26 protein-coding genes and 1 tRNA gene are annotated in these 24,946 nt (G+C 75.1%); 13 read left to right on the top strand and 14 right to left on the bottom strand.

Going from position 1 to position 24,946, the window contains the following annotated elements:
* The first annotated feature begins 85 nt into the window (after window positions 1-85).
* Genes OG774_RS18935 through cobA form a run of 4 tightly spaced genes read left to right on the top strand, consistent with a single transcriptional unit; the run spans window position 86 to window position 4,417 of the window.
* Window positions 86-367: a hypothetical protein gene (locus tag OG774_RS18935; protein ID WP_328303249.1), complete on the top strand. Its 282-nt coding sequence runs from the start codon at window positions 86-88 to the stop codon at window positions 365-367.
* Entirely contained in the window at window positions 364-1,422 is a 1,059-nt protein-coding gene (cobC, locus tag OG774_RS18930) for an Rv2231c family pyridoxal phosphate-dependent protein CobC (protein ID WP_328303247.1), read from the top strand. Before OG774_RS18935 ends, cobC begins: the two co-directional genes overlap by 4 nt.
* Window positions 1,419-3,203, top strand: coding sequence for a nicotinate-nucleotide--dimethylbenzimidazole phosphoribosyltransferase (gene cobT, locus OG774_RS18925; protein ID WP_328303245.1), 1,785 nt, complete (start codon window positions 1,419-1,421; stop codon window positions 3,201-3,203). Before cobC ends, cobT begins: the two co-directional genes overlap by 4 nt.
* The gene (gene cobA / locus OG774_RS18920; RefSeq protein WP_328303243.1) at window positions 3,200-4,417 is read left to right on the top strand and encodes a uroporphyrinogen-III C-methyltransferase; all 1,218 of its coding nucleotides are present in this window, start codon (window positions 3,200-3,202) and stop codon (window positions 4,415-4,417) included. Before cobT ends, cobA begins: the two co-directional genes overlap by 4 nt.
* On the opposite strand, the gene OG774_RS18915 is transcribed toward cobA, so the two are convergent.
* The 7 genes from OG774_RS18915 to OG774_RS18885 all read right to left on the bottom strand — a co-directional run bounded on the left by OG774_RS18915 (window position 4,414) and on the right by OG774_RS18885 (window position 11,478).
* Window positions 4,414-5,178 (bottom strand): endonuclease/exonuclease/phosphatase family protein, encoded by a 765-nt coding sequence (locus OG774_RS18915; protein WP_328303241.1) that lies wholly within the window; start codon window positions 5,176-5,178, stop codon window positions 4,414-4,416. The two genes, cobA and OG774_RS18915, sit on opposite strands and share 4 nt — an antisense overlap.
* Before the next feature lie 10 nt (window positions 5,179-5,188).
* Window positions 5,189-5,635 (bottom strand): nitroreductase family deazaflavin-dependent oxidoreductase, encoded by a 447-nt coding sequence (locus OG774_RS18910; protein WP_328303239.1) that lies wholly within the window; start codon window positions 5,633-5,635, stop codon window positions 5,189-5,191.
* A 25-nt stretch (window positions 5,636-5,660) separates the two neighbouring features.
* Window positions 5,661-6,512, bottom strand: a complete 852-nt coding sequence (locus OG774_RS18905) for a DNA-formamidopyrimidine glycosylase family protein (RefSeq protein WP_328303237.1) — start codon at window positions 6,510-6,512, stop codon at window positions 5,661-5,663.
* Window positions 6,513-6,521: 9 nt separating this feature from the next.
* Window positions 6,522-7,667 carry a hypothetical protein gene (locus OG774_RS18900; RefSeq protein WP_328303235.1) on the bottom strand — a complete coding sequence of 382 codons (1,146 nt, stop codon included), beginning with the start codon at window positions 7,665-7,667 and terminating at the stop codon, window positions 6,522-6,524.
* A gap of 61 nt (window positions 7,668-7,728) precedes the next feature.
* A complete protein-coding gene (locus OG774_RS18895; RefSeq protein ID WP_328303232.1) occupies window positions 7,729-8,949 on the bottom strand; it encodes a cytochrome P450 family protein in 1,221 nt (406 codons plus the stop codon).
* A 99-nt stretch (window positions 8,950-9,048) separates the two neighbouring features.
* On the bottom strand, window positions 9,049-9,933 hold the full coding sequence (locus tag OG774_RS18890; RefSeq protein ID WP_328303230.1) for an SDR family oxidoreductase: 885 nt from the start codon (window positions 9,931-9,933) through the stop codon (window positions 9,049-9,051).
* Window positions 9,934-9,957: 24 nt separating this feature from the next.
* Window positions 9,958-11,478 carry a flavin-containing monooxygenase gene (locus tag OG774_RS18885; protein WP_328303228.1) on the bottom strand — a complete coding sequence of 507 codons (1,521 nt, stop codon included), beginning with the start codon at window positions 11,476-11,478 and terminating at the stop codon, window positions 9,958-9,960.
* Between the two features lie 98 nt (window positions 11,479-11,576).
* Between OG774_RS18885 and OG774_RS18880 the strand changes: the two genes are divergently transcribed.
* Both OG774_RS18880 and OG774_RS18875 read left to right on the top strand, forming a co-directional pair.
* Window positions 11,577-12,275: a TetR/AcrR family transcriptional regulator gene (locus tag OG774_RS18880; protein ID WP_328303226.1), complete on the top strand. Its 699-nt coding sequence runs from the start codon at window positions 11,577-11,579 to the stop codon at window positions 12,273-12,275.
* A 401-nt stretch (window positions 12,276-12,676) separates the two neighbouring features.
* Window positions 12,677-13,897: an LCP family protein gene (locus OG774_RS18875; RefSeq protein ID WP_328303224.1), complete on the top strand. Its 1,221-nt coding sequence runs from the start codon at window positions 12,677-12,679 to the stop codon at window positions 13,895-13,897.
* A gap of 43 nt (window positions 13,898-13,940) precedes the next feature.
* On the opposite strand, the gene OG774_RS18870 is transcribed toward OG774_RS18875, so the two are convergent.
* Together OG774_RS18870 and OG774_RS18865 are read right to left on the bottom strand one after the other, a co-directional pair.
* On the bottom strand, window positions 13,941-15,074 hold the full coding sequence (locus OG774_RS18870; protein ID WP_328303222.1) for a YncE family protein: 1,134 nt from the start codon (window positions 15,072-15,074) through the stop codon (window positions 13,941-13,943).
* Window positions 15,075-15,177: 103 nt separating this feature from the next.
* Window positions 15,178-15,765 (bottom strand): type 1 glutamine amidotransferase domain-containing protein, encoded by a 588-nt coding sequence (locus OG774_RS18865; protein ID WP_328303220.1) that lies wholly within the window; start codon window positions 15,763-15,765, stop codon window positions 15,178-15,180.
* A 125-nt stretch (window positions 15,766-15,890) separates the two neighbouring features.
* On the opposite strand from OG774_RS18865, the gene OG774_RS18860 reads away from it, so the two are divergent.
* Window positions 15,891-16,115: a copper ion binding protein gene (locus tag OG774_RS18860; RefSeq protein WP_328303218.1), complete on the top strand. Its 225-nt coding sequence runs from the start codon at window positions 15,891-15,893 to the stop codon at window positions 16,113-16,115.
* Window positions 16,116-16,122: 7 nt separating this feature from the next.
* Here the strand turns inward: OG774_RS18860 and ku are convergent, their stop codons facing one another.
* A complete protein-coding gene (gene ku, locus OG774_RS18855) occupies window positions 16,123-17,274 on the bottom strand; it encodes a non-homologous end joining protein Ku (protein ID WP_328303216.1) in 1,152 nt (383 codons plus the stop codon).
* 18 nt (window positions 17,275-17,292) lie between these two features.
* Here ku and OG774_RS18850 point away from each other — a divergent pair, with 18 nt between their 5' ends.
* Both OG774_RS18850 and OG774_RS18845 read left to right on the top strand, forming a co-directional pair.
* Window positions 17,293-17,991 carry an ATP-dependent DNA ligase gene (locus OG774_RS18850; protein WP_328311030.1) on the top strand — a complete coding sequence of 233 codons (699 nt, stop codon included), beginning with the start codon at window positions 17,293-17,295 and terminating at the stop codon, window positions 17,989-17,991.
* A gap of 81 nt (window positions 17,992-18,072) precedes the next feature.
* The gene (locus OG774_RS18845; protein WP_328303214.1) at window positions 18,073-18,324 is read left to right on the top strand and encodes a hypothetical protein; all 252 of its coding nucleotides are present in this window, start codon (window positions 18,073-18,075) and stop codon (window positions 18,322-18,324) included.
* Window positions 18,325-18,328: 4 nt separating this feature from the next.
* Here the strand turns inward: OG774_RS18845 and OG774_RS18840 are convergent, their stop codons facing one another.
* Together OG774_RS18840 and OG774_RS18835 are read right to left on the bottom strand one after the other, a co-directional pair.
* Window positions 18,329-19,357 carry a prephenate dehydrogenase gene (locus tag OG774_RS18840; RefSeq protein WP_328303212.1) on the bottom strand — a complete coding sequence of 343 codons (1,029 nt, stop codon included), beginning with the start codon at window positions 19,355-19,357 and terminating at the stop codon, window positions 18,329-18,331.
* A gap of 66 nt (window positions 19,358-19,423) precedes the next feature.
* Window positions 19,424-20,614, bottom strand: coding sequence for a M20 metallopeptidase family protein (locus tag OG774_RS18835; protein ID WP_328311028.1), 1,191 nt, complete (start codon window positions 20,612-20,614; stop codon window positions 19,424-19,426).
* Between the two features lie 220 nt (window positions 20,615-20,834).
* On the opposite strand from OG774_RS18835, the gene OG774_RS18830 reads away from it, so the two are divergent.
* From OG774_RS18830 to OG774_RS18820, 3 genes are all read left to right on the top strand, one after another.
* Complete coding sequence (locus OG774_RS18830; protein WP_274197301.1) at window positions 20,835-21,374, top strand: tRNA adenosine deaminase-associated protein; 540 nt, start codon at window positions 20,835-20,837, stop codon at window positions 21,372-21,374.
* A 7-nt stretch (window positions 21,375-21,381) separates the two neighbouring features.
* On the top strand, window positions 21,382-21,828 hold the full coding sequence (locus OG774_RS18825; protein ID WP_328303209.1) for a nucleoside deaminase: 447 nt from the start codon (window positions 21,382-21,384) through the stop codon (window positions 21,826-21,828).
* A 10-nt stretch (window positions 21,829-21,838) separates the two neighbouring features.
* Window positions 21,839-21,924: transfer RNA gene (locus tag OG774_RS18820), tRNA-Ser, on the top strand.
* A gap of 104 nt (window positions 21,925-22,028) precedes the next feature.
* Here the strand turns inward: OG774_RS18820 and mftD are convergent.
* Together mftD and OG774_RS18810 are read right to left on the bottom strand one after the other, a co-directional pair.
* The gene (gene mftD, locus OG774_RS18815; RefSeq protein WP_328303207.1) at window positions 22,029-23,201 is read right to left on the bottom strand and encodes a pre-mycofactocin synthase MftD; all 1,173 of its coding nucleotides are present in this window, start codon (window positions 23,199-23,201) and stop codon (window positions 22,029-22,031) included.
* Between the two features lie 117 nt (window positions 23,202-23,318).
* Window positions 23,319-24,389 carry a LacI family DNA-binding transcriptional regulator gene (locus tag OG774_RS18810; protein ID WP_328303205.1) on the bottom strand — a complete coding sequence of 357 codons (1,071 nt, stop codon included), beginning with the start codon at window positions 24,387-24,389 and terminating at the stop codon, window positions 23,319-23,321.
* 151 nt (window positions 24,390-24,540) lie between these two features.
* Between OG774_RS18810 and OG774_RS18805 the strand changes: the two genes are divergently transcribed.
* Entirely contained in the window at window positions 24,541-24,831 is a 291-nt protein-coding gene (locus tag OG774_RS18805) for a hypothetical protein (protein WP_328303203.1), read from the top strand.
* Window positions 24,832-24,946: the final 115 nt, after the last annotated feature.

Raw genomic sequence — 24,946 nt, 5'->3', positions numbered from 1 at the left:
TCAGGCAGACATCGGGCGAGGACCCCGAGGAAGGCCGGCGACGATGCACGCACCCGTGACCCCGCACGCTCGATCCCACCCACCGGTGACACGCACCCGAGGGCGTGAGGAACGGCTGCTGCTCGACCTGCGCCGCGTGCTCGCCGGCGCGGGCCACCTCCCGCTCGACCTGCTCGGCGACGGCCCGGTCCGCGACCGCGCCGAGGCCGCCGCCCGCGTCGACACCCTCGCGCGCGAGCTGGTCGCCCGGATGCGCGAGGCCGACTGGGACGAGGGCGCCGCGCCGTCGGCCGTGACGTCGGTGCTCGCCGCGTCGGTGCCCGAGGCCGAGACGGTGCTCCTGCGGGCCGCGCGCGCCCGCCGGTGACGCGGACCCGGGAGGCGGACCCGACCCTGTACGACCTCCACCACCACGGCGACGCCGAGGTCGGGCCGGGTCTCGTCGACCTCGCGGTCAACGTGCGCGCCGGGACCCCGCCGACGTGGCTGCGCGAGCGCCTCACCGCGAGCCTGGGGGACCTCGCGTCTTACCCGGACCCGACGGCGGCGACCGCGGCGGTCGCTGCGCGCCACGGGAGGCCGGAGAGCGAGGTCGTGCCGACCGCCGGCGGCGCGGAGGGGTTCGTGCTCCTCGCGCGGGCCCTGCGCCCGCGCCACGCCGTCGTCGTGCACCCCCAGTTCACCGAGCCGGAGGCGGCGCTGCGGGCGGCGGGGCACGAGGTCGACCGGGTGGTGCTGAGCCGAGGAGATCCCTACGGCGACCTCACCCTCGACCCCGACGCGGTCCCGGCGAGCGCGGACCTCGTGGTCGTCGGCAACCCCACCAACCCCAGCTCGGTGCGCCATCCCGCCGCGGTCCTCGCGACGCTGGCGCGGCCCGGCCGGACGCTGGTGGTCGACGAGGCCTTCATCGACACCGCGCCCGGCGAACCGGACAGCCTCGCCGGGCGCCGCGACCTCCCCGGCCTGGTGGTGCTGCGCAGCCTGACCAAGACCTGGGGCCTCGCCGGCCTGCGCGTCGGCTATGCCCTCGCCCCCGCGGAGCTCGCCCGGGACCTGCGCGCCGCCGCCCCGCGGTGGTCGGTGTCGACGCCGGCGCTGGTGGCGCTCGAGGCCTGCAGCACCGAGGGGGCGCGCGCGGAGGCCGACCACGCGGCCCGCATCGTCACCGCCGACCGCGACCACCTCGTCGCCACCCTGGAGGAGCTCCCCGGCCTCGAGGTCCGCGGCACCCCGGCGGCGAGCTTCGTGCTCGTCCGCACGCCGGGGCGCACCGACGTCCGCGAACGACTCCGGGAGCGCGGCCTCGCCGTCCGCCGCGGCGACACGTTCCCCGGTCTCGATCCCGAGCACGTGCGCATCGCGGTGCGGTCGCGGGACGTCACCGACCACCTCGTCGCCACACTCTCGGAGATCCTGTGAGCAGCGCCCTGCAGCCCGGCGACCGCGACGCCCTGCACCGCGTCCTGCGCGCCCGCCGCGACGTCCGCACCGGCTTCGTCGACACCCCGGTGGACGACGAGCGCCTGCACCGCGTGCTCGGGGCCGCCCACGCCGCCCCCAGCGTCGGGTTCTCCCAGCCCTGGGACTTCCTCGTCCTGCGCTCGCCCGCGCTGCGCGACGAGCTCGCGACGCTCGCCCAGCAGCAGCGCCGGGAGTTCGCGGCGTCCCTGCCCGCCGCCCGCGCCCGGCAGTTCGCCGGCCTGCGCGTCGAGGCGATCCGCGAGGCCCCGCTGGGCGTCGTCGTCACCTGCGACCCGACCCGCGGCGGGCGCCATGTCCTCGGGCGCCACACCCAGCCCCGCATGGCCGCGCACTCCGTGGCCGGCGCGGTCCAGAACCTGTGGCTCGCCGCCCGCGCCGAGGATCTCGGCGTCGGCTGGGTGAGCTTCTTCGACGAGCGGGTGCTGGCCCGGACGCTGCACGAGCGCGTCGGGATGCCCCTCCACCTCGAGGTCGTCGCCTACCTGTGCGTCGGCCACGTCGAGGGCTTCGCCGACGAGCCCGAGCTCGCCACCGCCGGATGGGCCCGACGCCGACCGCTGGCGTGGGCCGTGCACACCGACATCTGGGGGAACCACGCGATGGATCCGCTGGACGAGACGCTCGCGGCGCTCGCCGACCTCGACACCACCGAGGGCGAGGCCGCGGCGCGCGAGCACCTGACGCGCATGACCGTGCCGCCCGGCGCGCTCGGCGAGGTCGGCGAGCTCGGCGTGCGCCTGTCCGGGCTCGCGGGGAGCTGTCCGCCGCCGCTCCCCGAGCCGGCCGTCGTCGCGGTCTTCGCGGGCGACCACGGCGTGCACGCCCGCGGGGTGACGCCGTGGCCGCAGGAGGTCACGGCGCAGATGGTCGCGAACTTCCTCGCCGGGGGCGCCGCGGTGAACGCGTTCGCCGCGACGGTGGGTGCCGAGGTGCAGGTGGTCGACGTCGGGGTCGCCGCCGACCTCGACCCCGCGCCCGGCCTGCTGCCGCGCAAGGTCCGCCACGGCACCCGGGACATGACCGCGGGCCCCGCGATGACCCGCGACGAGGCCCGCGCCGCGATGCGGGCCGGCGTCGAGACCGCCCGCGATCTCGTGACGGCCGGCAGCAGGCTACTGGTCACCGGCGACATGGGCATCGCCAACACCACGGCCTCGGCGGCGCTCGTGGCCGCGTTCACGGGCGCCTCCGCCGAGCAGGTCACCGGGCGCGGCACCGGCATCGACGACGCCACGCACGCGCGCAAGGCCGCCGTGGTGGCGGAGACGCTCGACAAGCACCACCCCGACCCCGCCGACCCCCTGGGCGTGCTCGCCGCCGTCGGGGGCCTGGAGCACGCGGGGATCGCAGGCTTCCTGCTGGGCGCCGCGGCGCTGCGCACGCCCGTCGTCCTCGACGGCGTGGTGTCCGGCGCGGCGGCGCTCGTGGCGGCCGCGCTGGCCCCGACTGCGTCACACGCCTGGATCGCGGGGCACCGCTCGGTCGAACCGGCCCATACCCTGGCCCTCGAGCACCTGGGCCTGGCGCCCGCGCTGGACCTGGCACTGCGGGTCGGCGAGGGCACCGGGGCGCTGCTCGCGGTGCCGGTGGTGACCGCCGCGGCCCGCGCGCTCGCCGACGTCGCGACGTTCGACGCGGCCGGGGTGACCGAGAAGGACCGTGCCGAGCAGGATCTGGCCACGGAGGATCCGACGGAGAGCAGGGGAGACGCACCGTGAGCCCGACCGAGCCGCCCGCCCGCGTGTACCCGGTCGGCCTGCACCTGCAGGACCGGCGGGTCGTCGTGGTCGGCGGCGGGTCCGTCGCCCAGCGCCGGGTGGCCGGGCTGCACGAGGTCGGCGCGGACACGCTCGTCGTGAGCCCGACCCTCACCACCGCCCTCGAGGCCCTCGCGGACTCCGGCGAGATCACCTGGCACGCCCGGCCCTACGCCCACGGCGACCTCGCCGACGCCTGGTACGCGGTCGCGGCCACCGACGACGCGGAGGTCAACGCCGAGGTCGCCGCCGAGGCCGAGCTCCTGCGCGTCTTCTGCGTGCGCGCCGACATCGCGGACGCCGGCACGGCCGTCACGCCCGCGGTGGGCCGTTACGACGACATCACCGTGGCCGTGCACGGCGGCGGCGACCCGCGGCGCGCCACGGGGGTGCGCGACGGGGCGGTCGAGGCCCTGCGCAGCGGCACGCTCGCCGACCGCCGCCACCGCGTCGTGCGACCCGGCGTCACCCTCGTCGGGGGCGGGCCGGGCGATCCGGGCCTCATCACCGTCCGCGGGCGCCAGGCGCTGGCGTCGGCCGACGTCGTCGTCACCGACCGGCTCGCGCCGCAGCCGCTGCTCGACGAGCTGCCGCCCGACGTCACCGTCATCGACGCCTCGAAGCTGCCCCGCGGGCGCTACATGAGCCAGGACACGATCAACCAGGTGCTCGTCGAGGAGGCCCTGGCCGGCCGGCGGGTCGTACGGCTCAAGGGCGGCGACCCGTTCGTCTTCGGGCGCGGCGTCGAGGAGATCCAGGCCTGCGTCGCCGCGGGCGTCGGGGTCGAGGTCGTCCCGGGCATCACCAGCGCGATCGCGGTGCCGGCGCTCGCCGGCGTGCCGGTGACCCACCGCGGCGTCACGCACGAGTTCACCGTCGTCTCGGGCCACCTGCCACCGGGGCACGCGCAGTCGCTGGTGAACTGGGACGCGCTCGGACGCCTGCGCGGCACGATCGTGCTGCTCATGGCCGTCGAGAACATCGGCGCCATCACCGAGGCGCTCGTCGCCGCGGGGCGCGACCCGGAGACCCCGGCGCTGGCCGTCCAGGAGGGCGGCCTGCCCGGCGAGGTGACGACCCGGGCGACGCTCGCGAAGCTGCCCGGCGCCATCGCCGACGCCGGCCTGCGCCCGCCCGCCGTCATCGTGATCGGCGCGGTCGCGGATCTGGGCTAGCGACCCAGGTCCACCACCAGCGCCCGGTGGTCCGACACCGGCGTCGCCACGGCCCGCGCGTCGGAGACCGGTATGGGGGTCGACGCCAGGACGTGGTCGAACTGGATGCGGGGCTCCTCGGTGGGGAACGTGTGCGCGCGCGCCAGCGGGTGCCACGCCCCCAGGACGGCGCCCGGCAACGGGCCCGGCACGTTGAGGTCGCCGAGGATCACGATCGGCCCGGGGAGGCCCTGCAGCGCACGCGCCAGCCGCCGGAGCTGCACGACGTTGTAGCCCGGCGTGAACGCCAGGTGGGTCGCGACGACGGTGCCCACGGGCGCCGGCGGCGCGAGGACGGCGGCGAGCCCCAGCCGCGGCTCGTCGCGCACCAGGGCGGGGCGCCGGGCGTCGACCAGCAGCGGCAGCGTCAACCACGAGGTCCCCAGCGGGATCCGGTGCCACGCGGCCACGGGGTGCCGACTCACGAGCCCGATGCCGTAGGTCGGCTCGGCACCCGGGACCTCGTCCGGGCCCGCCTCCCGCCACGACCCGCCCGGCGTGCCCACCAGGGCGGGCAGGAAGCGGCTGTCCCTTGCGCCGACGGCCTCGGCGACCAGGGCGGTCTGGTCGACCAGCGCCGAGCGCGGCTGGGTGTGGTCGACCTCCTGGATCGACAGCACGTCGGCATCCAGGGCCTTCACCGCGTCCCGCAGGCGGGCCGGGCAGACCACGCCGTCGTGCGGTGACCGGCCGTGCAGCAGGTTGAACGTCGCCAGCCTCATCGCGGCGTTCTCAGGCCTCCGGCGTGAGCAGGACGACGGGGATCTCGCGGTCGGTCCTGCGCGCGTAGTCCTCGTACTTCGGGAAGATGCGCGCCATCTGTTCCCAGAGCGGACCACGCTCCTCGGGGCCTGCGGTGCGGGCGCGGACGGTCAGCTTCCGGGTGCCGACGAGGACGCCGGCCTGCGGCTCGGCCAGCAGGTTCCGGTACCACTGCGGGTCCTCCGGAGCGCCGCCCACCGAGGCGACGACGACGAGGTCGTCGCCGCTCGTGCCGTAGATGAGCCCCGTGCGCCGCGGCTCGCCGGTGCGGGCGCCGGTGGTGGCGAGCACCAGCGTCGGCACGCCGCGCCAGTCGTGGCCCTCGGTGCCGCCGGAGGCCACGTACTGCCGGACGTGCTCGGCGACCCAGTCGGTCGTCGAGTCGGTGGCGCGCTCGATGTCGGCCGCGACGGCCATGGTGGTTCCCCTCAGCTGGCGATCTCTAGGGCCCGTGTGCCCCGGCCGGGGCACGTTGACACGACGGACACCACCACACCTCGCGGGTGAACGGCGCGCCGGACCCGGCGGCCGGACGAAAGCGCACGAGCGTGCCGCAGCGCCGGCACGGCCGGTTCGACCGCCCGGTGACCCAGTGGTTCTCGCCGCGGCGCTTCACGCCGGTGGTGGTCATGCCCGTCCGGTGCTCCAGGCTGTGGCGGATCATGCGCCGGGCCAGCGCGAGCAGGGGCTCGAGGTCGACCTCGCCCACCGGGGTCCACGGCCAGAGGCCGCGCAGGAAGCAGAGCTCGACGGCCCAGAGGTTGCCGAGCCCCGCGACCCCGCGCTGGTCGAGCAGCGCCTCGACGACCGGCCGCGCGGGGTCGCGGGCCAGCCGGGCGAGCGCCTCGCCGAGGTCGAACTCCTCCTGTGCCGCGGTCGGCCGGCCGGCCAGCACGTCGGGTCCGAGGTGCCCGACGACCCGGTGCTCGTCGCGGGTGCGCAGCAGCTCGAGCACCGGGACGTCGACGCCGACGAGCGACACCCCGGAGTCGAGGGTCAGCACGGCGCGCACGGCGAGGTGACGCAGGAGCAGGGGACGGCCGTGGGCCCCGTGCTTGCGCACCACGGTCCACGAGCCGCTCATCCGCAGGTGGCTGTGCAGGGTCAGGTCATCGGCCTCGCCACGACGGAACCGGGTCAGCAGGTGCTTGCCGTGCGCGCGGGTGGCGACGAGGGTCCGTCCGGCGAGGTCGGCGGTGGCGAGCGACGGCGTCCGGAAGTCGCTGCGGACGACGGTCGCGCCGGAGAGCGCGTCGAGGCGGGCGGCGCAGCGGTGGACGGCGTCACCCTCCACGCGTCCCTCCTAGCGCCGCCCCAGGTTCAGTCTCTCGGCGGCCCACGCGGCCGCGCCCGACGCGGGGCCGGTCGCCGAGACCGCGCCCGGGTCCCCGCCGTGCGCCAGGCCGAACCCGGTCCGCTCGGCGAGCCACTCCCGCACGCGCGGCATGTCGGTCAGGCCTCCGCGCACGAGCATCGCCGGCCGTGGCCCGGAGAGGGGCCCGACGAGCGCGGAGATGCCCTGGGCGATCTCCTCGAGACCCGGCGCGAGCATGGCGCCGAGGTCGGCGTGCGTCAGCGACACGACACCCGGCACCGGGTTCTCCGGCGGCAGTACGGGCAGTGCGACCGCCACGGTGCCCTGCGCGGCCAGCGCCTCCTTGGCGTCCCGGACGCTGGTGCGCAGCCGGTACCAGGCGCGGTGGGCCTCGAGGTCGCCGCCGAAGCGCACGCGTGCGGCGAGGTGGGGCGGCGAGCGGTCGAGGATCAGCTGGGCGAGGGCGTCGTCGAGCACCTCGGCGCCCACGTTGACCGACCGCATCGCGGTGACCGAGCCGGTGCCGTCGCCGCCGCGGTCGACGACGGCCAGCTCGGTGGCCGCACCGCCGACGTCGACGACGAGCAGCCGGCCCTGACCGCCGAGCCGGTGCGCCGCCGCGCGCGGTCCGTCGAGCAGGTCGAGCTGGTCGGGCGAGGTGTAGGGGATCGCCGAGAGCGCCGCGAGGCCGGCCTGCCGCAGCGCCTCCCGGGCGGGCGCCGACCACGACGCCGGGTGCAGCAGGATCACCGACGACGGCAGCGTGCCGCGGCGCCCGGCCTCCGCCCGGAGCACCTTCGCGATGAGCGCCGTGGCGACGTCGACCGCGGTCGTGGGCCGGGGCCACTGCGTCAGGAGCTCCGGCGGGCCGCCGGTGCTCGCCGCGAGGTGCGGACGGGTGCGCAGCAGCGCGGCGGCCGGGTCGAGCGTGCCGGCCTCGAGCGCGGGCCGGCCGGCGAGGACCGCGCCGTCGGGGCGGGAGAGCACCGCCGACGGCATGCCGGGCGCCCCGTCGACGGTCACGGCGCCCACTCGCACCCAGCCGTCCCGCGGGTCGACGTCGGCCCAGGCCCCGACGGTCGTGGAGGTCCCGTGGTCGATCGCGAGGGTCCAGCGCGCGTCCGGTGCCGTCATGACGCCGTCGCCCCTCCGCTCACCCGCCGCAGGGTGTCACAGGGCAGGTCCCGCCGTGCGGTCAGGCGGACTCGTCGACCGCGTCGGGGTCGAGCACCACCGGCAGGCGCTGCCAGGCGTTGACGAGCACGCTGCGGCGACGCTCGAGCGGCACGTCGGACCCGGCGACGAACCCCGGGAAGCGGTCGAGCAGCGTCCGCAGCGCGACCTCGGCCTCCAGCCGGGCCAGGGACGCGCCGAGGCAGAAGTGCAGGCCGTGCCCGAAGGCGAGGTGCCCGGTGGTGTCGCGCAGCTCCTCGTAGTCGTCGGGCCGCTCGAAGCGCGCGGGGTCGTGGTTGGCCGCGGCCAGCGACACCATCACCATCGCGCCGCGGGGCACGACGACGCCGTCGAACTCGACGTCCTCGGCGGCGAAGCGCAGCGGGGCCTGGGCGATCGGCGAGCCCCAGCGCAGGAACTCCTCGATCGCGGCCCGCAGCTCGTCGGACTCCGCGGCGGCGAGCCGGTCGCGCAGGGCGTGGTCGCCGAGCATGGCCTCGACCGCCGTCGTGATCAGCGTCGCCGTGGTCTCGTGGCCGGCGATGAGCAGCAGCATCCCCATCGCGACGATCTCGGAGGTGGAGAGCTGCTCGCCCTCCTCGGAGACCTCGATCAGCGCGGAGATCAGCGCCTCGTCGGGCTCGGCGCGCTTGCGCTCGACGAGTTCGGAGAGGTACGCCGCGAGGCTCGCGTTGGCCTGGTGCGTGGCGGCCTCGCCGGAGTCGTCGATCATCGTCCGCGACCACGCCCCGAAGGCGTCCTGGTCCTCCACCGGCACGCCGAGCAGCTCGCAGATGACGGCCGTCGGCAGCCGTACCGCGTAGGCGTCGACGAGATCGACGGGCTCACCGGCGGGCAGCCCCGCGAGCAGCGCGCCCGCGATCGTCTCGATGCGCGGCCGCAGGGCCGCGACCCGGCGTACGGTGAACGCCTTGACCACGAGCTTGCGCAGGCGGGTGTGCACCGGCGGGTCGTTGAGCAGCATCATGTCGCCGCCCGGCGAGGGGATGCCCGGGACGTTCGCCCGCTGGTCCTCGGGCAGGGAGTTGCGGAAGTCCTTGACGAAGCGCGGGTCGGCCATGACCGCCCGGGCGTCCGCGTAGCGCGTGACCAGCCACGTCGTGCCGCCCTCGGGCAGCTCGACCTCGCGGACCGGGGCCTGGTCGCGGACCTCCCCGAGGACGGCGAAGGGCTGGCGCCAGTAGTCGTCGGTGAAGACCGGGCCGGTGGCGAGGTCGGTCACGGGCAGGACCCCTTTCGGGCACGCTAAGATTCACTGAGTGGTGGTTCAGTGATGACGCTACCCGCGCCGCAGGGGTCTCGCCGTGCCTGGCGGGGTGGCTCAGGTGCCCCGCTTGCCCATGCCCGCGCTCGACGTCCCGAAGGTGCGTCCGGTCTTCCGGAACTGCTCCTCCAGACGGGGCACCATCTGCTTCGCCTGCGCGAGCACGGGCAGGTCGCCGAGCCAGGAGAACGTGATCGGGCGGGCGGCGGCGACCAGCGCGACCGCCTTCGGGACGAAGATCCGGCGCTTGCGCTTGAGGATGCCCTCGAGGAAGGCGTCCGCGCAGTCCTCGACCGACGTCAGCGCGCCCAGCGGGTAGGGCAGCTTCTTGAGCGTGTCCTCGAAGGTCGACGAGTCGGCCTTCACGTCGCGCACGAGGTCGGTGTCGATCCAGCCCATGTGCGCGGTGCCGACGCCGATCCCACGGTGCGCGAGCTCGAAGCGCAGCGCGTTGCCGTAGTTCTCCACGCCCGCCTTCGCGCCGCAGTAGGCGGCCATGCCGGGCAGCGCGGTGAAGGCGGCGAGCGACGAGACGAGCAGCATGTAGCCCTGCCGCTTCTCGACCTCGGGGATCGTGGCCGAGACCGTCCGCGAGACGCCGATGAGGTTGACCTCCATGACGCGGGCGATCACGTCGGCGGGGCTCTCGGCGACGGTGCCGTGGTTGGCGATCCCGGCGTTGGCGATCACGACGTCGATCCCGCCGAGCGCGGCGACCGTCGTCGCGACGGCCGACTCCAGCGAGGACTGGTCGGTGACGTCGCACTCGGCCCAGCAGTGGCCGGGACCGAGCTCGGCCACGAGCTTCTCGAGCCGCTCGGGCTCCATGCCCACCGCGGCGACGTGCGCGCCGCGAGCGGCGGCGCGCCGCGCGGTCTCCTCGCCGATGCCGCGGGCGGCGCCGGTGATGAACAGGACCTTGCCGGCCAGGTCACGGGCCATGGGGGAACTCCTCGGATCGGGGGGTCAGGAACGGCGGGACGCGGCGACCGGGGTGAGCGCGTACTCCTCGGGCCGGAAGTGCTTGAGCCGACGGCGGAACGGCATCGTGAACGTGGGCCAGAGCGCGGAGTTCTGGCCGTGCTTGTCGAGGTACCAGCTCGAGCAGCCGCCATCGACCCACACGGTGCCCGCCGTCCGCCGCTGCATCTCCTCGACGAAGGCGGTCTGCGCGGCGACGGTCGGCTCGACCGCGCCCACGCCGTGCTCACGCATGTGGCGGATCGTGTCGAGCACGAGGTTGATCTGCGATTCGATCATGAACACGACCGAGTTGTGGCCGAGGCCGGTGTTGGGCCCGAGCAGGGTGAAGGCGTTCGGGAAGCCCGCGATCATGGTGCCGTTGTGGGCGAACGGTGAGCCCGCCCAGTCCTCGGCGAGGCTGCGTCCGCCGCGCCCGTGGACGCGGTGGCTGATCGGCAGGTCGCCGATGGCGAAGCCGGTGCCGGCGATGATCGTATCGACCTCGTGGGAGACCCCGTCGGCGGTGACGACGGCGTTCGGACGCACCTCGACGATCTTCTCGGTGACGACCTCGACGTTGTCGCGGTCGAGCGCGGGCAGGTAGTCGTTGGACAGCAGAATGCGCTTGCAGCCCATCGAGTACGTCGGCGTGATCTTCTCGCGCAGCTCGGGGTCGGTGACCTGCCGCCGCATGTGGCGCTCGGCGATCTTCGCGGCCTTCCCCATGCGCTTCGGGTCCTTGAACCCGAACACGAACGTCTCGCGCGCCCAGTAGATGGCCTCGCGCACGACCCGCTGGGCCGGCGGGAACCACCGGAACAGCAGCTTCTCGACACCGGTGATGGCGCGGTCGCCGCGCGGCATGATCCAGGGCGGGGTGCGCTGGAAGACCTTCAGCGTGTCGACGACGGGGGCGATCTCCGGCACGAACTGGATCGCGGACGCGCCGGTGCCGATGACGGCGACGCGACGGCCGCTCAGGTCGAGGTCGTGGCGCCAGGTCGCGGAGTGGAACACCGGGCCCTCGAAGTCCTCGAGGCCCGGGACGTCGGGGAACGACGGGTCGGACAGCGCGCCCGAGCCCAGGACCAGCACGTCCGCGGTCCAGACGCCCTGGCTCGTCGTCACCACCCAGTGCTGCGCCTCGTCGTCCCACGACGCGTCGAGCACCTCGTGGCGGTTGCGGGTGAAGCGGTCGATGTCGTACTCGGCCGACACGCGCTGCAGATAGGCGTGGATCTCCGGCTGGGCCGAGAAGGAGCGGCTCCAGTCCGGGTTCGGGGCGAACGAGAACGAGTAGAGGTGGCTCGGGACGTCGCAGGCGCAGCCGGGGTAGGAGTTGTCCCGCCAGGTGCCGCCGACGTCGTCGTGGCGCTCGAAGATCAGGAAGTTGTCCTCGCCCGCCTGGCGCAGACGGATCGCCGTGCCGAGCCCGGAGAAGCCGTTGCCGACGATGGCCACCGCGAGGTGGGCGACGGGCTCCTGGCTCGTGGTCTCCGGAGACGCCTCTGTCGGCGTGGTCATGGGTCCTCCTCGTGGCTCGGCGGACGTGTCCCCGATGCGTTGGTACACGACCGTACCGCAGCGCCGATCAGTGTGGTACGCGGTGGTACCGTTGTCCAGTGTCCGTTCGCGCACCCTCGAGCGCCCCGGCGTCGTCGGGGGGCTCCGGGAGTCCCGCCCACCGCGACCGCCTGGTCCAGGCGATGATCGCGCTGGTCGCCGACCGCGGGTACGCCGCGGTGACGGTGGCGGACGTCGTCGCCACCGCCCGCGTGTCGAAGCGGACCTTCTACCAGCACTTCGCCGACCGCGAGGACTGCTTCCTCGCCGCCTACGTCGCGGCCGCCGAGGGCCCGCTGACGCGCATCGCCGAGGCCGTCGCGCCCGCCGTCGAGGCCGGCGACGGCGCGCCCGCGCCGGACCTCGCCGCCGAGGTCGACACCGCGACCCGCGCCTACCTGGACGCCCTCGCCGAGCAGCCGGCCCTGACGCGCACGCTGCTCACCGAGATCAGCGGGCTCGGGCAGCGCGGCTGGCGGGTGCGGCGCGAGGTGCTCAACCGGTTCGCCGACCAGCTCTCCGTGCTGGTCGGCCTCGGCGCCGCCCGGTGGGCCGCGGGCGGGTCCGGGACCGTGCCGGAGCTCGAGGGCCTGCAGGGGATCCCGCGCCCCACGGCGGTCGCCCTCGTCGGCGGTATCAACGAGCTGGTCCTCGACGCCGTCGAGGACGGGCGCGGCGACCGTCTCGGCGAGCTCGCCCCGACCGTCACCGGGCTCGTCCTCGCGGTGCTCGACCGCGCCGCTCGTCCGGACGTGTGACGCCGCGGGCGGCTCCGGGATGACGCCCGGCGGAGTGCCGTCAGCACGCCGTGCCGGTCCTCGGCCGTCCGGGGGCGGTCGGCCACCGTCGTGGCCTGCGTATCGTCTCCGAGCACGACGGCCCGCGGCCGGCACCCGAGAGCCGGTCGGCGCCCCCGGCGCTCCGTCACCGCGAGGCACGAGGTGAGGCGGCGATGAACCGACCCGGCGGACCCCCCGGTCGGGGGCGACCCCCCTCGGGCCCCGGCGGCCCACCCGGCGGACCTCCCCCCGGTGGCGGCCCGCCCCCCGGCGGTCGTCCGCCCGGCCGGCCCGCGGGCCCGCCCCCCGGCCAGGCGCCGGGGCAGGCGCCACGGCCGGCCCCGGGCGGCCCGCCCCCCGTGCGACCCGGCGGGTTCTCGATGCCCGGTCGCGGCCGGAAGGCCCCGCGCGGGACTCCGGCCGCAGGGGCCGGTGCTGCCGGCGGCGCCGCCTCGCCGCCCCGTGCGCAGCCGACCCGCGTCGGCGCACCGGACTGGAACCGCGACCCGCAGGTCGGCTTCGACCCGGACGTCGCCCGCGAGGCGCGGGAGCAGCGCCCGTCGTGGCGCGAACGGCTCCCCGAGCGTCCGGGGTGGTCGCGCAGCGGGGCCGGTTCGGGCGGCCGCGGTCGCGGTCGCGGGAGCGGCCCCTTCTCCCACTGGAGCTGGCCCAAGCGGATCGGCGCCGTGCTCGCGGTCGTCCTGCTGCTCGTCGTCGGCTTCGGGATCTACCTCGACACGCAGATGACACGCTTCGGGGCCCTGCCCGAGTACGAGGGCTCCTCGAGCTCGGGGACCAACTGGCTCATCGTGGGCTCCGACAGCCGGGCCGGACTCACCGAGGCCACCGAGCAGCAACTCTCCACCGGCGAGGTCGACGGCAGCCGCACCGACACGATGATGCTCGTGCACGTCGGCGGGTTCGGCGGCCAGACCTCGCTCACCAGCCTGCCGCGCGACTCGATCCTGCCGATCCCGGGCCACGGCCGCGGCCGCCTGAACTCGGCCTACTCGATCGGCGGGCCGGAGCTGCTGACGCAGACCATCGAGACCGCCGCCGACATCGAGATCGACCACTACGCGGAGATCGGGTTCGAGGGCTTCGCCGGGATGGTGGACGCAGTGGGCGGCGTCGAGATGTGCCTCGACGACGCGATCGACGACCCGAAGGCCGGCATCGACCTGCCCGCCGGGTGCCAGGAGCTCGACGGCCCCCAGGCGCTGGGCTTCGTGCGCACCCGCGCCTTCCCGAACGCCGACCTGCAGCGGATCCAGAACCAGCGCAAGTTCCTCTCGGCGCTCATGTCCGAGGCCGCGAGCCCGCTGACGCTGCTCAACCCGTTCCAGGTGGTGCCGCTGGCCGACTCGGCGGTCGCCACGCTGACCGTGGACGACAGCACGCACATCTGGAACCTGGGGAGCCTCGGGCTCGCCATGCGCTCGCTCTCCGGGGAGGGGGCGGTCACCACCACGGTCCCGGTCGACCTGTCGTCCAGCGTCTCCGGCGGCGTCGTGTGGAACCGCTCCAAGTCCGAGCGGTTCTTCGACGCCATCCGCGAGGACGACGACATTCCGTCCGATCTGCTGAGTCCGAGCAGCTGAGGCCCGGGACGTCGGCTCGCGGTCGACGTCCCGGGCCCCGACGTCAGGCGGGCGGGTCGACGATCTGGATCGCGCCGGTGGAGACGCCGGCGACGTAGAGCCGGCCCGTCTGCGGGTCGACGCCGAGGGTGTACGGGTTCTGCACCGTGGCGACCCGTCCGACCTCGCGCGGCTGCGGCGCGGTCATGTCGTAGGCGATGACCTCGTTGGTGCCCGAGGACGCCACGTAGAGGCGGTCGCGGGCGGGGTCGTAGGTGATGCCGTAGGGCCCGCCGGGCTGGGCGACGCGGGCGACCTCGCGCGGCCCGCCGTTCGGCCCGGACGTCGGCTCGAAGACGATCACCGCGTCGCCGCGCGTGTCGGTGGCGATCATGCGCCCGTGCCGGTCGGCCACCATGTGCGTCGGGCCGGCGCCGGACGGCACCTCCCCGACGATGCGCAGGGTGTCGACGTCGTAGGTCGTCAGCGTGTTCTTGCGGACGTCGACCATGCCGACGATGTTGCCGACCGGCACGATCCCGGCGGGCTGGACGGCGTCGGTGAAGACCTTGACCACCTGGTCGCCGCGCACCGCCGAGACGGTGCCGCCGAGCTCGTCGGCGGCCATGACCGTCCCGTTGGGGGCCTGGGTGACGTCGTGGGGCACGGTGCCGACGACGATCGGCGCCTGCGCGGTGCCCCCGGGCAGGTCGACGCGGACCACGGCGTTGGCGCTCTCGACGGGCACGAGCACCGGCCCGCCGGGGCCGGCGAGCTGGAGGTGCCGCACGAACCCGGGCAGCGGCGTGCGTCCGCGGACCTCGCCGGTGTCGGCGTCGAGCAGGACGAGCTCGTTCGGGTTGCGCTTGGCGACGGCCACGGTGCGGGTCACCGGGTCGACGACGACGCCCTCGGGGGCGTCACCGACGCGGACCTGCCGTCCGGGCGGCGTCGACGTCGGCACGGGGGCCGAGCGGGGCTCCGCGGCCAGCGCCAGGTTCTCCGTCGGCGGGCGCGTGCCCTCGGTGGGCACGCCGGGCGGCAGGAACCCGGTGGTCGTCGGCACGGGCGGGGCGGGGCTCGCGGGCGCTCCGGCTGATGGGGCCGGTGGGGTCGGCGACTCGTTGCTGCAGCCGGCGGCCGCGAGGCCCGCGACCAGACCGACGGCGACCACGGCACGGGCGGTGCGTCTGCGCATGGGGCGGGAGTATGTCCCGCCGGGCGTGTGCTCCGCGCGACGACGCCGACCGGCGCCGTTCGGGTGCCGGTCGGCGTCCGGGTGGTGCAGTCGTCGCGTCGGCTCAGGCCTGATCGGCGCTCAACGCGTGCGCGGGCGTCGGGGCCTGGGCGAACTCCTGGACGAGCGTGCGGCAGAACGCCGGCAGGTCGTCGGGGGTCCGGCTGGTGATCAGCCCCTCGTCGACGACGACCTCCTCGTCGACCCACTCCGCGCCGGCGTTGCGCAGGTCGGTCGCGATGCTCGGGAACGACGTCAGGCGGCGCCCGCGCAGGACGTCGGCCTCGACGAGCGTCCACGGCGCGTGGCAGATCGCGGCGACCGGCTTGCGGTTCGCGAAGAACTGCCCGACCACCTGGACGACGTCCGGGATCGTGCGCAGGAGGTCGGGGTTGGCCACGCCGCCCGGCAGCACCAGGGCGTCGTAGTTCTCGATCTTGACCTGGGTGATGACCGCGTCGACGTCGAAGCGGTCGCCCTTGTCGAGGTGGTTGAAGGCCTGGATGGATCCGGGCGTCTCGGAGACCAGCACCGGGGTACCGCCTGCCTCCTCGACCGCCTTCCAGGGCTCGGTGAGCTCGACCTGCTCGGTGCCCTCCTTGGCGCAGAGGAACATGACGGTCTTGCCCTGCAGCGTCGCGTTCTCGGCCATCGTCGTCCAGCGCTCCCTCGCGTCGTGGTTACCCTCGGGGGGTATGCACTCGTGCCCTGTACGGGACGGTGCCGTGGACGCGGAGGGCTCCCCCGGCCCCGACGCGACGAAACGGAGGCACGTCGATGACCAGCACCACCCTGTCGGTCCCGGAGATCCACTGCGGGCACTGCAAGTCGGCCATCGAGGGTGCCGTGGGTCCGCTCGAGGGTGTGCGGACCGTCGAGGTCGACGTCGACGGGCGCTTCGTACGCGTGGAGCACGACGAGGCCGTCACCGTCCGGGCCCTCGTCGACGTGATCGAGGACCAGGGCTACGACGTCCCCGAGCAGGAGGCGCTCGCGAACTGAGCGGCGCTCAGGCGGTCTTGCTGCGCCCGCCCTTGGCCGTCGCGGTCTCCTCGTCCTCGTCCTCGTCGGACTTCTTCTTCGACTTGCGGGTCGAGGACTTCTTCGGCGCCTCCTCGGCGGGCGCCTCGTCCTTCTTCTCCGCCGTCTTCTTCGAGCGCGAGCGCTTCGGCTTCTCCTCGGCCGGTGCGTCCTCGGCCTCGTCCTTCGTGTCCGACGACGCCGCCGCGGGCTCCTCGGCCGGCGCCTTGCCCCCGGCCGCCTCGACGCTGCGCCGCAGCGCGGTGAGGAGGTCGGTCATGTCGTCGCCCTCCTCGGCGGGCGCGGCCTCCGGCGTGGGACGCCCGCCGCCGTGCTCGATCTTGTAGTCGATGAGGTCGACCATCGCCTGGCGGTAGTCGTCCTCGAACTGGTCGGACTGGAAGTCGCCCGAGAGGCTCTCGACCAGCGAGGACGCCATCTGCATCTCCTGCGGGCGCAGCTCGACCTCGGTGCGCAGGGTCTCGAACTCGGGCTCGCGCACCTCGTCGGGCCAGAGCATCGTCTGCAGCACGATCGCGTTGTCGCGCACCCGCAGCAGCGCCAGCGTCTCCCGCTGCCGCAGCGCCACCTTGACCACGGCCATGCGGTCGGTCTCCCGCAGCGCCTCGCGCAGCAGCGCGTAGGGCTTGACCGCCTTGCTCTCGGGCTCGAGGTAGTAGCTTTTGTCGAGCAGCAGGGCGTCGATCTGGTCCGAGGGGACGAACTGCACGACGTCGATCTCGTGCCCGCTCGCCACCGGCAGCGTCGAGAGGTCGTCGTCGTCCAGCATGATCAGCTGGCCGTCGTCGGTCTCGTAGCCCTTGGCGATCTCGGAGTACTGGACCTCCTCGCCGCAGACCGAGCACGTGCGCTTCTGGCGGATGCGTCCGCCGTCGCGCTCGTGCACCTGGTGGAAACGGATGTCGTGGTTGCTCGTGGCGGCGTAGAGCCGCACCGGCACGTTCACGAGCCCGAACGACACGGCGCCGTTCCAGATCGCGCGCATCATCGGCCCCTCTCGGCGGGCACGGTGCGTGGTCTCCTCACCGTGCGTCGGCACCAGCATGCCCCACCGGCACCACTCGTCCCAGTCAATGACGCGCCGACCCCGGTCCCCGCCGTTGTCGGTGGGCGGGGGCACGATGGCTCCGTGCTCCCGATGCTCCCCGTTCCCGGCGACCTGCCGGTCGAGGGCGCGTGGAGCTACGAGGTCGACTGGGCGGGGGTCCGCCTGCTCGCCGACGTCGACCAGGGCGAGCTGACGCTGTGCACCGCCGACGGCGAGGACGTCACCGCCCGGTTCCCCGAGTTCGCCGGCCTCGTCGACGCCGTCGCCGACGGCCTGCTCGACGGCGAGGCCGTGATGCTCGACGGCGGGAGCCCGTCGGCCGACGCCCTCGGCGAGCGTCTCGGGGTCGAGGACGCCACCCGCGCCCGGGCGCTGGCCCGCGAGCGGCCGGCCGTGTTCATGGTCTACGACGTCATGCGGCTCTACGGCGTACCGCTCGACCCCCGGCCCCTCGAGGAGCGGCGGGCGGTGCTCTCGCGCCTCGACCTGTCGCGGGCCACCCGCATCCAGATCTCGCCGGCCTACGACGACGGGTCCGCCCTGCTCGCCGGTGTCGTCGCCCAGCGGCTCTCCGGGGTGATCGCCAAGCGCCGGGGTACGCCGTACCGCTCGGGCGACTCGGGGGGCGACTGGGTCCGCGTCGCCCCGCACGCGCCGCGGGTGGGGGCGCACGCCGGCCCGCCGGCCACCGTGCCGTCCGGCGCGTCCGCGGTCCCGTCGACGACCTCCTCCCGGCGACCCCGCCACGCCCGTCGCGAGCGCACGCCGCAGCACGACACGCTGTTCTGACGCCAGGCACCCCCACCCGCGAGTAGTCGATCGCGCCACCGGATACCCCGTCGGTCGCGGACCGACGGACGGAGGACCGCCGTGCCACCCCACCCCGAGAACGTCCCCCCGGCGGGGAGCGGCCGTGGCCGGCGCCACGACACGTTCGCGGTGCTCGGGCGTGCCCAGGCCGCGGTCGATCGCGCCCACGTGGCGCTGGACCGGGCCTACGAGAGATCGATCCACTCGTCGTCGGCCCCCGCGCGGCGACAGGCACCCCCCGTGCCGGACGCGGCCGCCCTCTGGCTGCTGCACCGGCGGTTCGACCGCGGCCCGGGACCGACCGACCCGTAGCCCGCTAGTCCTCGCTGTCGAGCGCCGCGTCCAGGGCCTCGGGCGTCCAGCCGATGACCCGGCCGCCGGTGCGGCCCACCTCGCGCATGGCCTCGAGGAACTCGGCGGGCGTGCCGTCGAGGGCGATGCGCACCTCGCGGCGGGCCCGTCGGGCCGCGTCGAGCGCCTCCCGGCCGTCGTGGCCGGCGGTGAGCGTGGCCAGCAGCCCTCCGGTGGAGGCCAGCGAGCCGCGGGCGGCGCCGAGGCGCCCCAGGGCGTCGTCGAGCGACGACAGCAGTGCGGCGCGGTTGCCCTCGCACATCGCCGCGGTGAGCTCGGGGCGGGTGGCGGCCACGCGGGTGCCGTCGGTGAACGACCCGGCGGCCAGCGCCAGGGCGAGCTCGCCGCCGTCGGCGCCCACGGACGCGAGGACGGCCGCGAGAAGGTGCGGCAGGTGCGAGATCCGGGCGACGGCGAGGTCGTGCTCGTCGGCGGCGGCGGGCACGACGACCGCCCCGCAGGCCAGCGCGAGGGCGGCGACGTCGACCCACACCTCGAGGTCGGCGTCGTCCTCGGTCGCGACCACCCAGACCTTCTCGTGGAAGAGCTGCAGCGACCCGGCGTCCCACCCGGAGAACTCGGTGCCGGTCATCGGGTGACCGCCGACGAAGCGGGTCGCGGGCGCCCGGCGGGCGACGGCCTCGGCGACCGGGCCCTTGACGCTGGTGACGTCGGTGAGCCGGCACCCGGGGGCCTCGCGGGCCACGCTGGCGAGCACGTCGTCCAGCGCGGTCAGCGGAACGGCCAGCACGACCAGGGCGTCCTCGACGGCGGCCCGCGCGAGCGCCGCGTCGACCGAGGCGGCGACGTCGTAGCCGTCGGCGGCGGCCTTCTCGGCGGTCGTCGTCGAGGCGGACGCGCCCCAGGCGGACCGGCCGGCGTCGGTGGCGGCGCGCAGCAACGAGCCGCCGATGAGACCGAGGCCGATCACGCACACGGGGCGGTGCTGGGCGGCGGCGAGGGTGGCACCTGCGGATTCGACGACAGCTTCCACGGGCCCGACCCTAGGACGACCCGGGAGAGTGAGGGAGGTGCGCCCGAACGGGGGCCGCGCGGAGGCTCAGGCTCGCCGGAGGGCGTCCAGGACGTACCCCGAGTACAGGGCCACCCCGGCGACCATGGCGTCCTCGTCGAACACGACGCGGTTGGAGTGGTTCGGCGGCGCCTCGGCCGGGTCGACGTCCACCGGGCACGCCCCGAGGAACGCCAGCGCGCCGGGCACGCGCCCGAGCACGTAGGAGAAGTCCTCCGAGCCCATGATCGGGTCGGGCATCGGCTCGACGAAGCGTGAACCGAGCACGGAGCGCCCGGCGTCGGCCACCCGGTCGGCGACGTCCGGGTCGTTGACCGTGACGGGGTAGCCCGCCTCGATCTCGACCTCGCAGGTGCAGCCGTAGGCGTCGGCGACGCCGGTGCACACCCGCGTCACCTCGTCGAGCACGCGGGCCCGGGTCTCCTCCGACAGGGTGCGGACGGTGCCCTCGAGCGTCGCGGTCTCGGGGATGACGTTGGTGGTGGTGCCGGCGCTGATGTGGGCCACGGTGAGCACGGCCGGGTCGAACGCGCTGACCCGCCGCGTCACCATCGTCTGCAGCGCGCCGACCATCGCCGCCGCGGCCGGCACCGGATCGAGTGCGTCGTGCGGGGCGGAGGCGTGCCCGCCACGCCCGGTGACCGTCACGTGGAGGTCGTCGGACGACGCCATGATCGAGTCGGGGCGCGTCTGGAGCGTGCCCGCCGCGAGGCGCGACGTGACGTGCAGGGCCATCGCCGACTCGGGCGTCCCGCCCGGCCCGTCGGCCGACAGCAGCCCCTCGTCGATCATCATGCGGGCGCCGTGCGAGCTCTCCTCGCCCGGCTGGAACATGAGGACGACGGTGCCGGCGAGGCGGTCGCGTCGTCCGGCGAGCAGCCGGGCGGTGGACGCCAGCATCGCGGTGTGCAGGTCGTGCCCGCAGGAGTGCATGGCGCCGTCGACCTCGGAGGAGAACGGCAGCCCGGTGTCCTCGTGCATCGGCAGCGCGTCCATGTCCGCGCGCACGAGCACCGCCGGCCCCGGACGTGCGCCGCGCAGGACGGCGACCACCGAGCTGCACTCCCGGCCGGTGTCGACCTCGAGCGGCAGGTCCTCGAGCGCGGAGAGCACGGCGGCCTGGGTGACGGGCAGCGTCAGGCCGATCTCGGGGTGGCGGTGCAGGGCGCGCCGCAGCTCCAGCGTCCGTGGCTGCAGGGCGCGGGCCTCGGCCAGCAGCGCGCGCTCCGGGGCACGGTGCGCCGCGCGGCGCCCGCCCGCTCGCCGCTCCGGAGCGCTCACCCGTCCGATCCTGGCACCCCCACCGTGAAGTCGCCGCATCCCGGTTCACCCACCGCGTACCCCCGGACGGCCGGAGGCCCTGCGCCGACGACCGTCCGGCGCTTCCGTGACCTCGCCGGACTTCCACTGGACACTTGCCCGGACCTACCGTAGGGCCATGGCAGGTCAGGGGTCCGCAGGCACCGCCGCGACACGCGGGGGCGCCGGCACCGTCGCGCCCCTCGACGGGTGGGCGGTGGCCGTCACGCGCGAGGAGGGTCGCTGGCGCGCGGTCGCCATGGAACGCGACAGCCTCGCCGACCTCGACTCCGCCATCAGCGCGCTCCGCGGCCTGCGGTCCACCGGCGCGGTGCTCGGTCTTCTCGACGTCGACGACGAGTTCTTCGTGCTCGTGCGCCCCACGCCCGGCGGGGTGGCGCTGCTGCTCTCCGACGCGGTCGCCGCGCTCGACTACGACGTCGCCGCCGACGTGCTCGACCTGCTGCGCCTCGAGGTGCCCGACGAGGACGAGGCCGACGACGACCCGTGGCCCGAGGGCGACCTCGGGATGCTGGCCGACCTCGGCGTCCCCGCCGACGAGCTCGCCGTGCTGGTCGAGGAGATCGACCTCTACCCGGACGAGCAGCTCACCGCGATCGCCCGTCGCTGCGGATTCGCCGACGAGCTGGCGAAGGTCGTGGAGACCGCTGACGCCTGAGCAGTGGATGGCCCGTGCGATCGAGGTCGCACGGACGTCCGGCGACGACGTCCCCGTCGGCGCGCTGGTGATCGACGCCGACGGCCGGGAGCTCGCCGCGGCGGCCAACGCCCGCGAGGCCACGGGCGACCCCACCGCCCACGCCGAGATCCTCGCCCTGCGCGAGGCCGCCCGGCACCACGGCGATCGCTGGCGCCTCGGCGGCTGCACGCTCGTCGTCACCCTCGAGCCCTGCACCATGTGCGCCGGCGCGGCGGTGCTCGCCCGGGTCGACCGGATCGTGTTCGGCGCCTGGGAGCCGCGCACCGGCGCCGCCGGTTCCCTGTGGGACGTGGTGCGCGACCGGCGGCTCAACCACCGCCCCGAGGTGCTCGGCGGGGTGCTCGAGGCCCGGTGCGCCGCGCTCATGGTCGACTTCTGGCCCGGTCGTCGGCGCGAGGACAGCGTCCCGTAATCTCGACGGCGGTAGCGTGTCCGAGCGGCCAAAGGAGCGCGCCTCGAAAGCGCGTGTGGGTTCTGCCCACCGTGGGTTCGAATCCCACCGCTACCGCACACTGGGAGGCTCCGCCCCCCAGACCCCCCGAAAGACCTGGGGTCAGCTCAGCGAAGGGCCCCTCCCGGATTCCGGGAGGGGCCCTTCGCGTCGTTCCGTGCTCAGCTCACGGCCTGCCGGGTGAAGTTCGGCGGGATGATCAGGTCCTCGGGGGCGAGCTCGTGCACCGAGCTCTTGCCGAGGCCCATGAGCCCCGAGCCGATGCCGCTGCGCAGGATCTCGAAGACGTTCTCGACACCGGGCTGGCCGTTGGCGGCGAGGCCCCACAGGTAGGCGCGCCCGATGGCCACGGCGCGGGCACCGAGCGCCAGGGCCTTGACGACGTCGCTGCCGCGCCGGACGCCGCCGTCGAGGATGACCTCGACCTCGCGGCCGACGGCCTCGACGATCCCGGGCAGCACGCGGATCGGCGCCGGGGTGGAGTCGAGGTTGTTGCCGCCGTGGTTCGACACCTGGATCGCGGTGGCGCCGGCGTCCACGGCGCGCTTGGCGTCGTCGATGCGGGTGATGCCCTTGACGCAGAACGGCCCGTCCCACTGCTCGCACAGCCAGGCGACGTCGGCCCAGGTGGGCGGCGGGGTGAACATCCACTGCCCGTAGGCGCCGAAGAAGGTCGGGGGCTCCTCGCCGCCGACGGGGATGTTCGGCACGGTGAGGTCGGGGATCCTGCCCGCGCGGAGCATCCGCAGGCCCCAGCGCGGGCGGGTGATGCCCTCCGGGATGTACTTGATCATCGTCTTGAGGTCCATCTTCTCCGGGATGGCCGGGCTGCCCCAGTCCCGTCCGTGGGAGAACGACCAGTCCAGGGTGACGATGAGGCCCTTGGCGCCCGCCTTCTTGGCGCGCTCGGCGCGGGCCGCGAGGGTCTCGCGGTCGCCCACCCAGTACATCTGGAAGAACGTCTTCTCGTTGGCCTCGATGACGTCCTCGACCGAGCGGCTGGCGAACGAGCTCAGCCCCATCGCGGTGCCGGCGTTCTTCGCCGCGCGGGCCACCGCGACCTCGCCCTCGGGGTCCACGGCCTGTACCCCGGTGGGCGAGATGATCACCGGCATCGAGATGTCCTGGCCCATGACCGTGGTGGACAGGTCCTTCTCGAACGGCAGGTCGCACACGTGCGGCAGGAACTCGAGCTCCCGGAACGCCGCCATGTTGTCCTCGAGGGTCGCCCCCGCCTCGCTCCCGGCCACCAGGGCGCCGTAGACCGACTTCGGGAGCTCCTTCTTCGCCCGCCGGTGGGCCTCGGCGACCGACTCGAACCACTGACCAGCCATGTGCAACCTTCCGGGTCCCGTGACCTGCTTCACCGCGCCCGGTCACCGTAACCGGACGCGGCGACCCGCACGGTGTCTGCGCGGACGGTCCGGGACCCTCCGAACGGAGGGGTCGGGTCACCGCCCGGGCGGGGGGCCGGTGGAGGCGCGCACGACCAGCTCGACCGGCAGGCGGTGCTCGTCGCCGGCGACGCCCGGGCGCAGCAGCAGCTCCGCGGCGCGCCGGCCCTTCTCTCGGTGCGGCTGGCGCACGGTGGTCAGCGCGGGGTGGGCGTCGGCGGCCGCGGGGACGTCGTCGAACCCGACGATCGCCACGTCGCCGGGCACCGACAGGCCCGCGTCCGCGGCGGCGGCCATCGCGCCGAGGGCGAGCTCGTCGCTCATCGCGAGCAGGGCGGTGGGGCGCGGGCGACGGGCCAGCAGGGCGGCGGCGGCCCGGCGCCCCGCGTCGCGGCCGTAGGGCACGCGCTCCTCCACCGGCACCGCCGACCACGGGTGCCCGGCGCCCTCGACGACCTCCCGGTAGCCCCGCAGGCGCTCGCAGGACGCGCGGTAGTGGGCCCGGTCCTGACGGTCCTGGTCGGCCGTGCCCTCCCACTCGTCCTCGATCAGCGGCATGGCGACGACTCCGAGGCGGGTGTGGCCGAGGTCCAGCAGGTGGCGGGCCGCGGAGGCGGCGCCGCCGCGGTCGTCGATCCCCACGTGCCCGGCGCCCGGCAACCGCGGGCCGTCGACGACGACGAAGGGCAGCCCGCGGTCGACGATGGCCGCGAGTCCGCCCTCGGCGGGGACGTCGCAGTAACAGATCATGGCGTCGACGAGCGCGACACGGGCGACGGCGCTGTCCGGCCCGCCGGCGATGAGGACCAGGGCGAGGTCCTCGCGCTCGCACACCTCGCTGACACCCTGGAGGAACAGGACCGCCGCGGGGTCGCTGAACCCGAACGACATCGGTGCCCCGTGGACCAGGCCCAGCGCGTTCACCCGGCCCCGCGAGAGCGTGGCCGCGAGCGGGTCGGGGCCGGCGTAGCCCAGCTCGCCGGCCGTGCGCAGCACGCGGCTGCGCAGGCGCGGGCTCAGGCGCTCGGGATGGTTGTAGGCGTTGGACACGGTGGCCCGGGAGACGCCGAGGGCGCTCGCCACGGTCGCGAGCGTGACCCGCCCGCCCGCGCGTCCGCCCGTCTCCACGCCCCGATCCTCTCGCGTCGCGGCCGGTACCCGGGAGTCCACATCCCGGTGAACCGGTTCAAATTTGCCCTGAACGGCTGTGGCGCACCTCTTGCGGTCCTCGGCTTTGAACCGGTTTAGTAGCGGCAACCGACAAGGAGGAGGGGGCCCGATGGAGCTCCGAGCGACGTGGCGGCGGGCGACGCGGTGGATCGGCGGCGCCACGGATCGGCGCGCGGCCCGGGAGGTCGCCGACGCGGCCGAGCGGGTCGTCGGGCGGGCGGCGGCGCAGGCGCGGCTCGCCGCGGTCGAGGCCGAGATCGTGGCGCTGATGGCGGACGACCGGGTGCCGGCGCGTGGCCGGCGTCTGCGGGCGCTGGAGCAGGCCAGGGACGACCTCCGGGCGGAGCTGGAGGAGGACGGTGCCGCGGCGCCGGGCGAGCCCGTCGCCGTCAGCACGTAGGCGACACCTCCGGATTCTCGGCACCGCACCGGCCGAACGGCCGAACCGTCGACGACCCGCGGGCGAACGGTGCGCAGTGATCCCCGATGGAGGAGGTGGCCGCGTGTCCCTGCCC

This window comes from Actinomycetospora sp. NBC_00405 (assembly GCF_036044095.1).
Classification (GTDB): domain Bacteria; phylum Actinomycetota; class Actinomycetes; order Mycobacteriales; family Pseudonocardiaceae; genus Actinomycetospora; species Actinomycetospora callitridis.
Note: the sequence above shows the minus strand (reverse complement) of the source record. Positions and strands in the feature narration are given on the sequence as shown.

Bases quoted from the DNA above. Each gene is read 5' to 3' on its own strand.
- OG774_RS18860 (WP_328303218.1), top strand. From the start codon at position 15,891: ATGACCAGCACCACCCTGTCGGTCCCGGAGATCCACTGCGGGCACTGC.
- mftD (WP_328303207.1), bottom strand. From the start codon at position 23,201: ATGGCTGGTCAGTGGTTCGAGTCGGTCGCCGAGGCCCACCGGCGGGCG.
- OG774_RS18870 (WP_328303222.1), bottom strand. From the start codon at position 15,074: ATGCGCAGACGCACCGCCCGTGCCGTGGTCGCCGTCGGTCTGGTCGCG.
- OG774_RS18825 (WP_328303209.1), top strand. From the start codon at position 21,382: ATGGCCCGTGCGATCGAGGTCGCACGGACGTCCGGCGACGACGTCCCC.
- OG774_RS18915 (WP_328303241.1), bottom strand. From the start codon at position 5,178: ATGAGGCTGGCGACGTTCAACCTGCTGCACGGCCGGTCACCGCACGAC.
- OG774_RS18850 (WP_328311030.1), top strand. From the start codon at position 17,293: ATGCTCCCCGTTCCCGGCGACCTGCCGGTCGAGGGCGCGTGGAGCTAC.
- OG774_RS18830 (WP_274197301.1), top strand. From the start codon at position 20,835: ATGGCAGGTCAGGGGTCCGCAGGCACCGCCGCGACACGCGGGGGCGCC.
- OG774_RS18805 (WP_328303203.1), top strand. From the start codon at position 24,541: ATGGAGCTCCGAGCGACGTGGCGGCGGGCGACGCGGTGGATCGGCGGC.
- OG774_RS18875 (WP_328303224.1), top strand. From the start codon at position 12,677: ATGCCCGGTCGCGGCCGGAAGGCCCCGCGCGGGACTCCGGCCGCAGGG.
- OG774_RS18865 (WP_328303220.1), bottom strand. From the start codon at position 15,765: ATGGCCGAGAACGCGACGCTGCAGGGCAAGACCGTCATGTTCCTCTGC.
- OG774_RS18900 (WP_328303235.1), bottom strand. From the start codon at position 7,667: ATGACGGCACCGGACGCGCGCTGGACCCTCGCGATCGACCACGGGACC.
- OG774_RS18910 (WP_328303239.1), bottom strand. From the start codon at position 5,635: ATGGCCGTCGCGGCCGACATCGAGCGCGCCACCGACTCGACGACCGAC.
- OG774_RS18885 (WP_328303228.1), bottom strand. From the start codon at position 11,478: ATGACCACGCCGACAGAGGCGTCTCCGGAGACCACGAGCCAGGAGCCC.
- OG774_RS18890 (WP_328303230.1), bottom strand. From the start codon at position 9,933: ATGGCCCGTGACCTGGCCGGCAAGGTCCTGTTCATCACCGGCGCCGCC.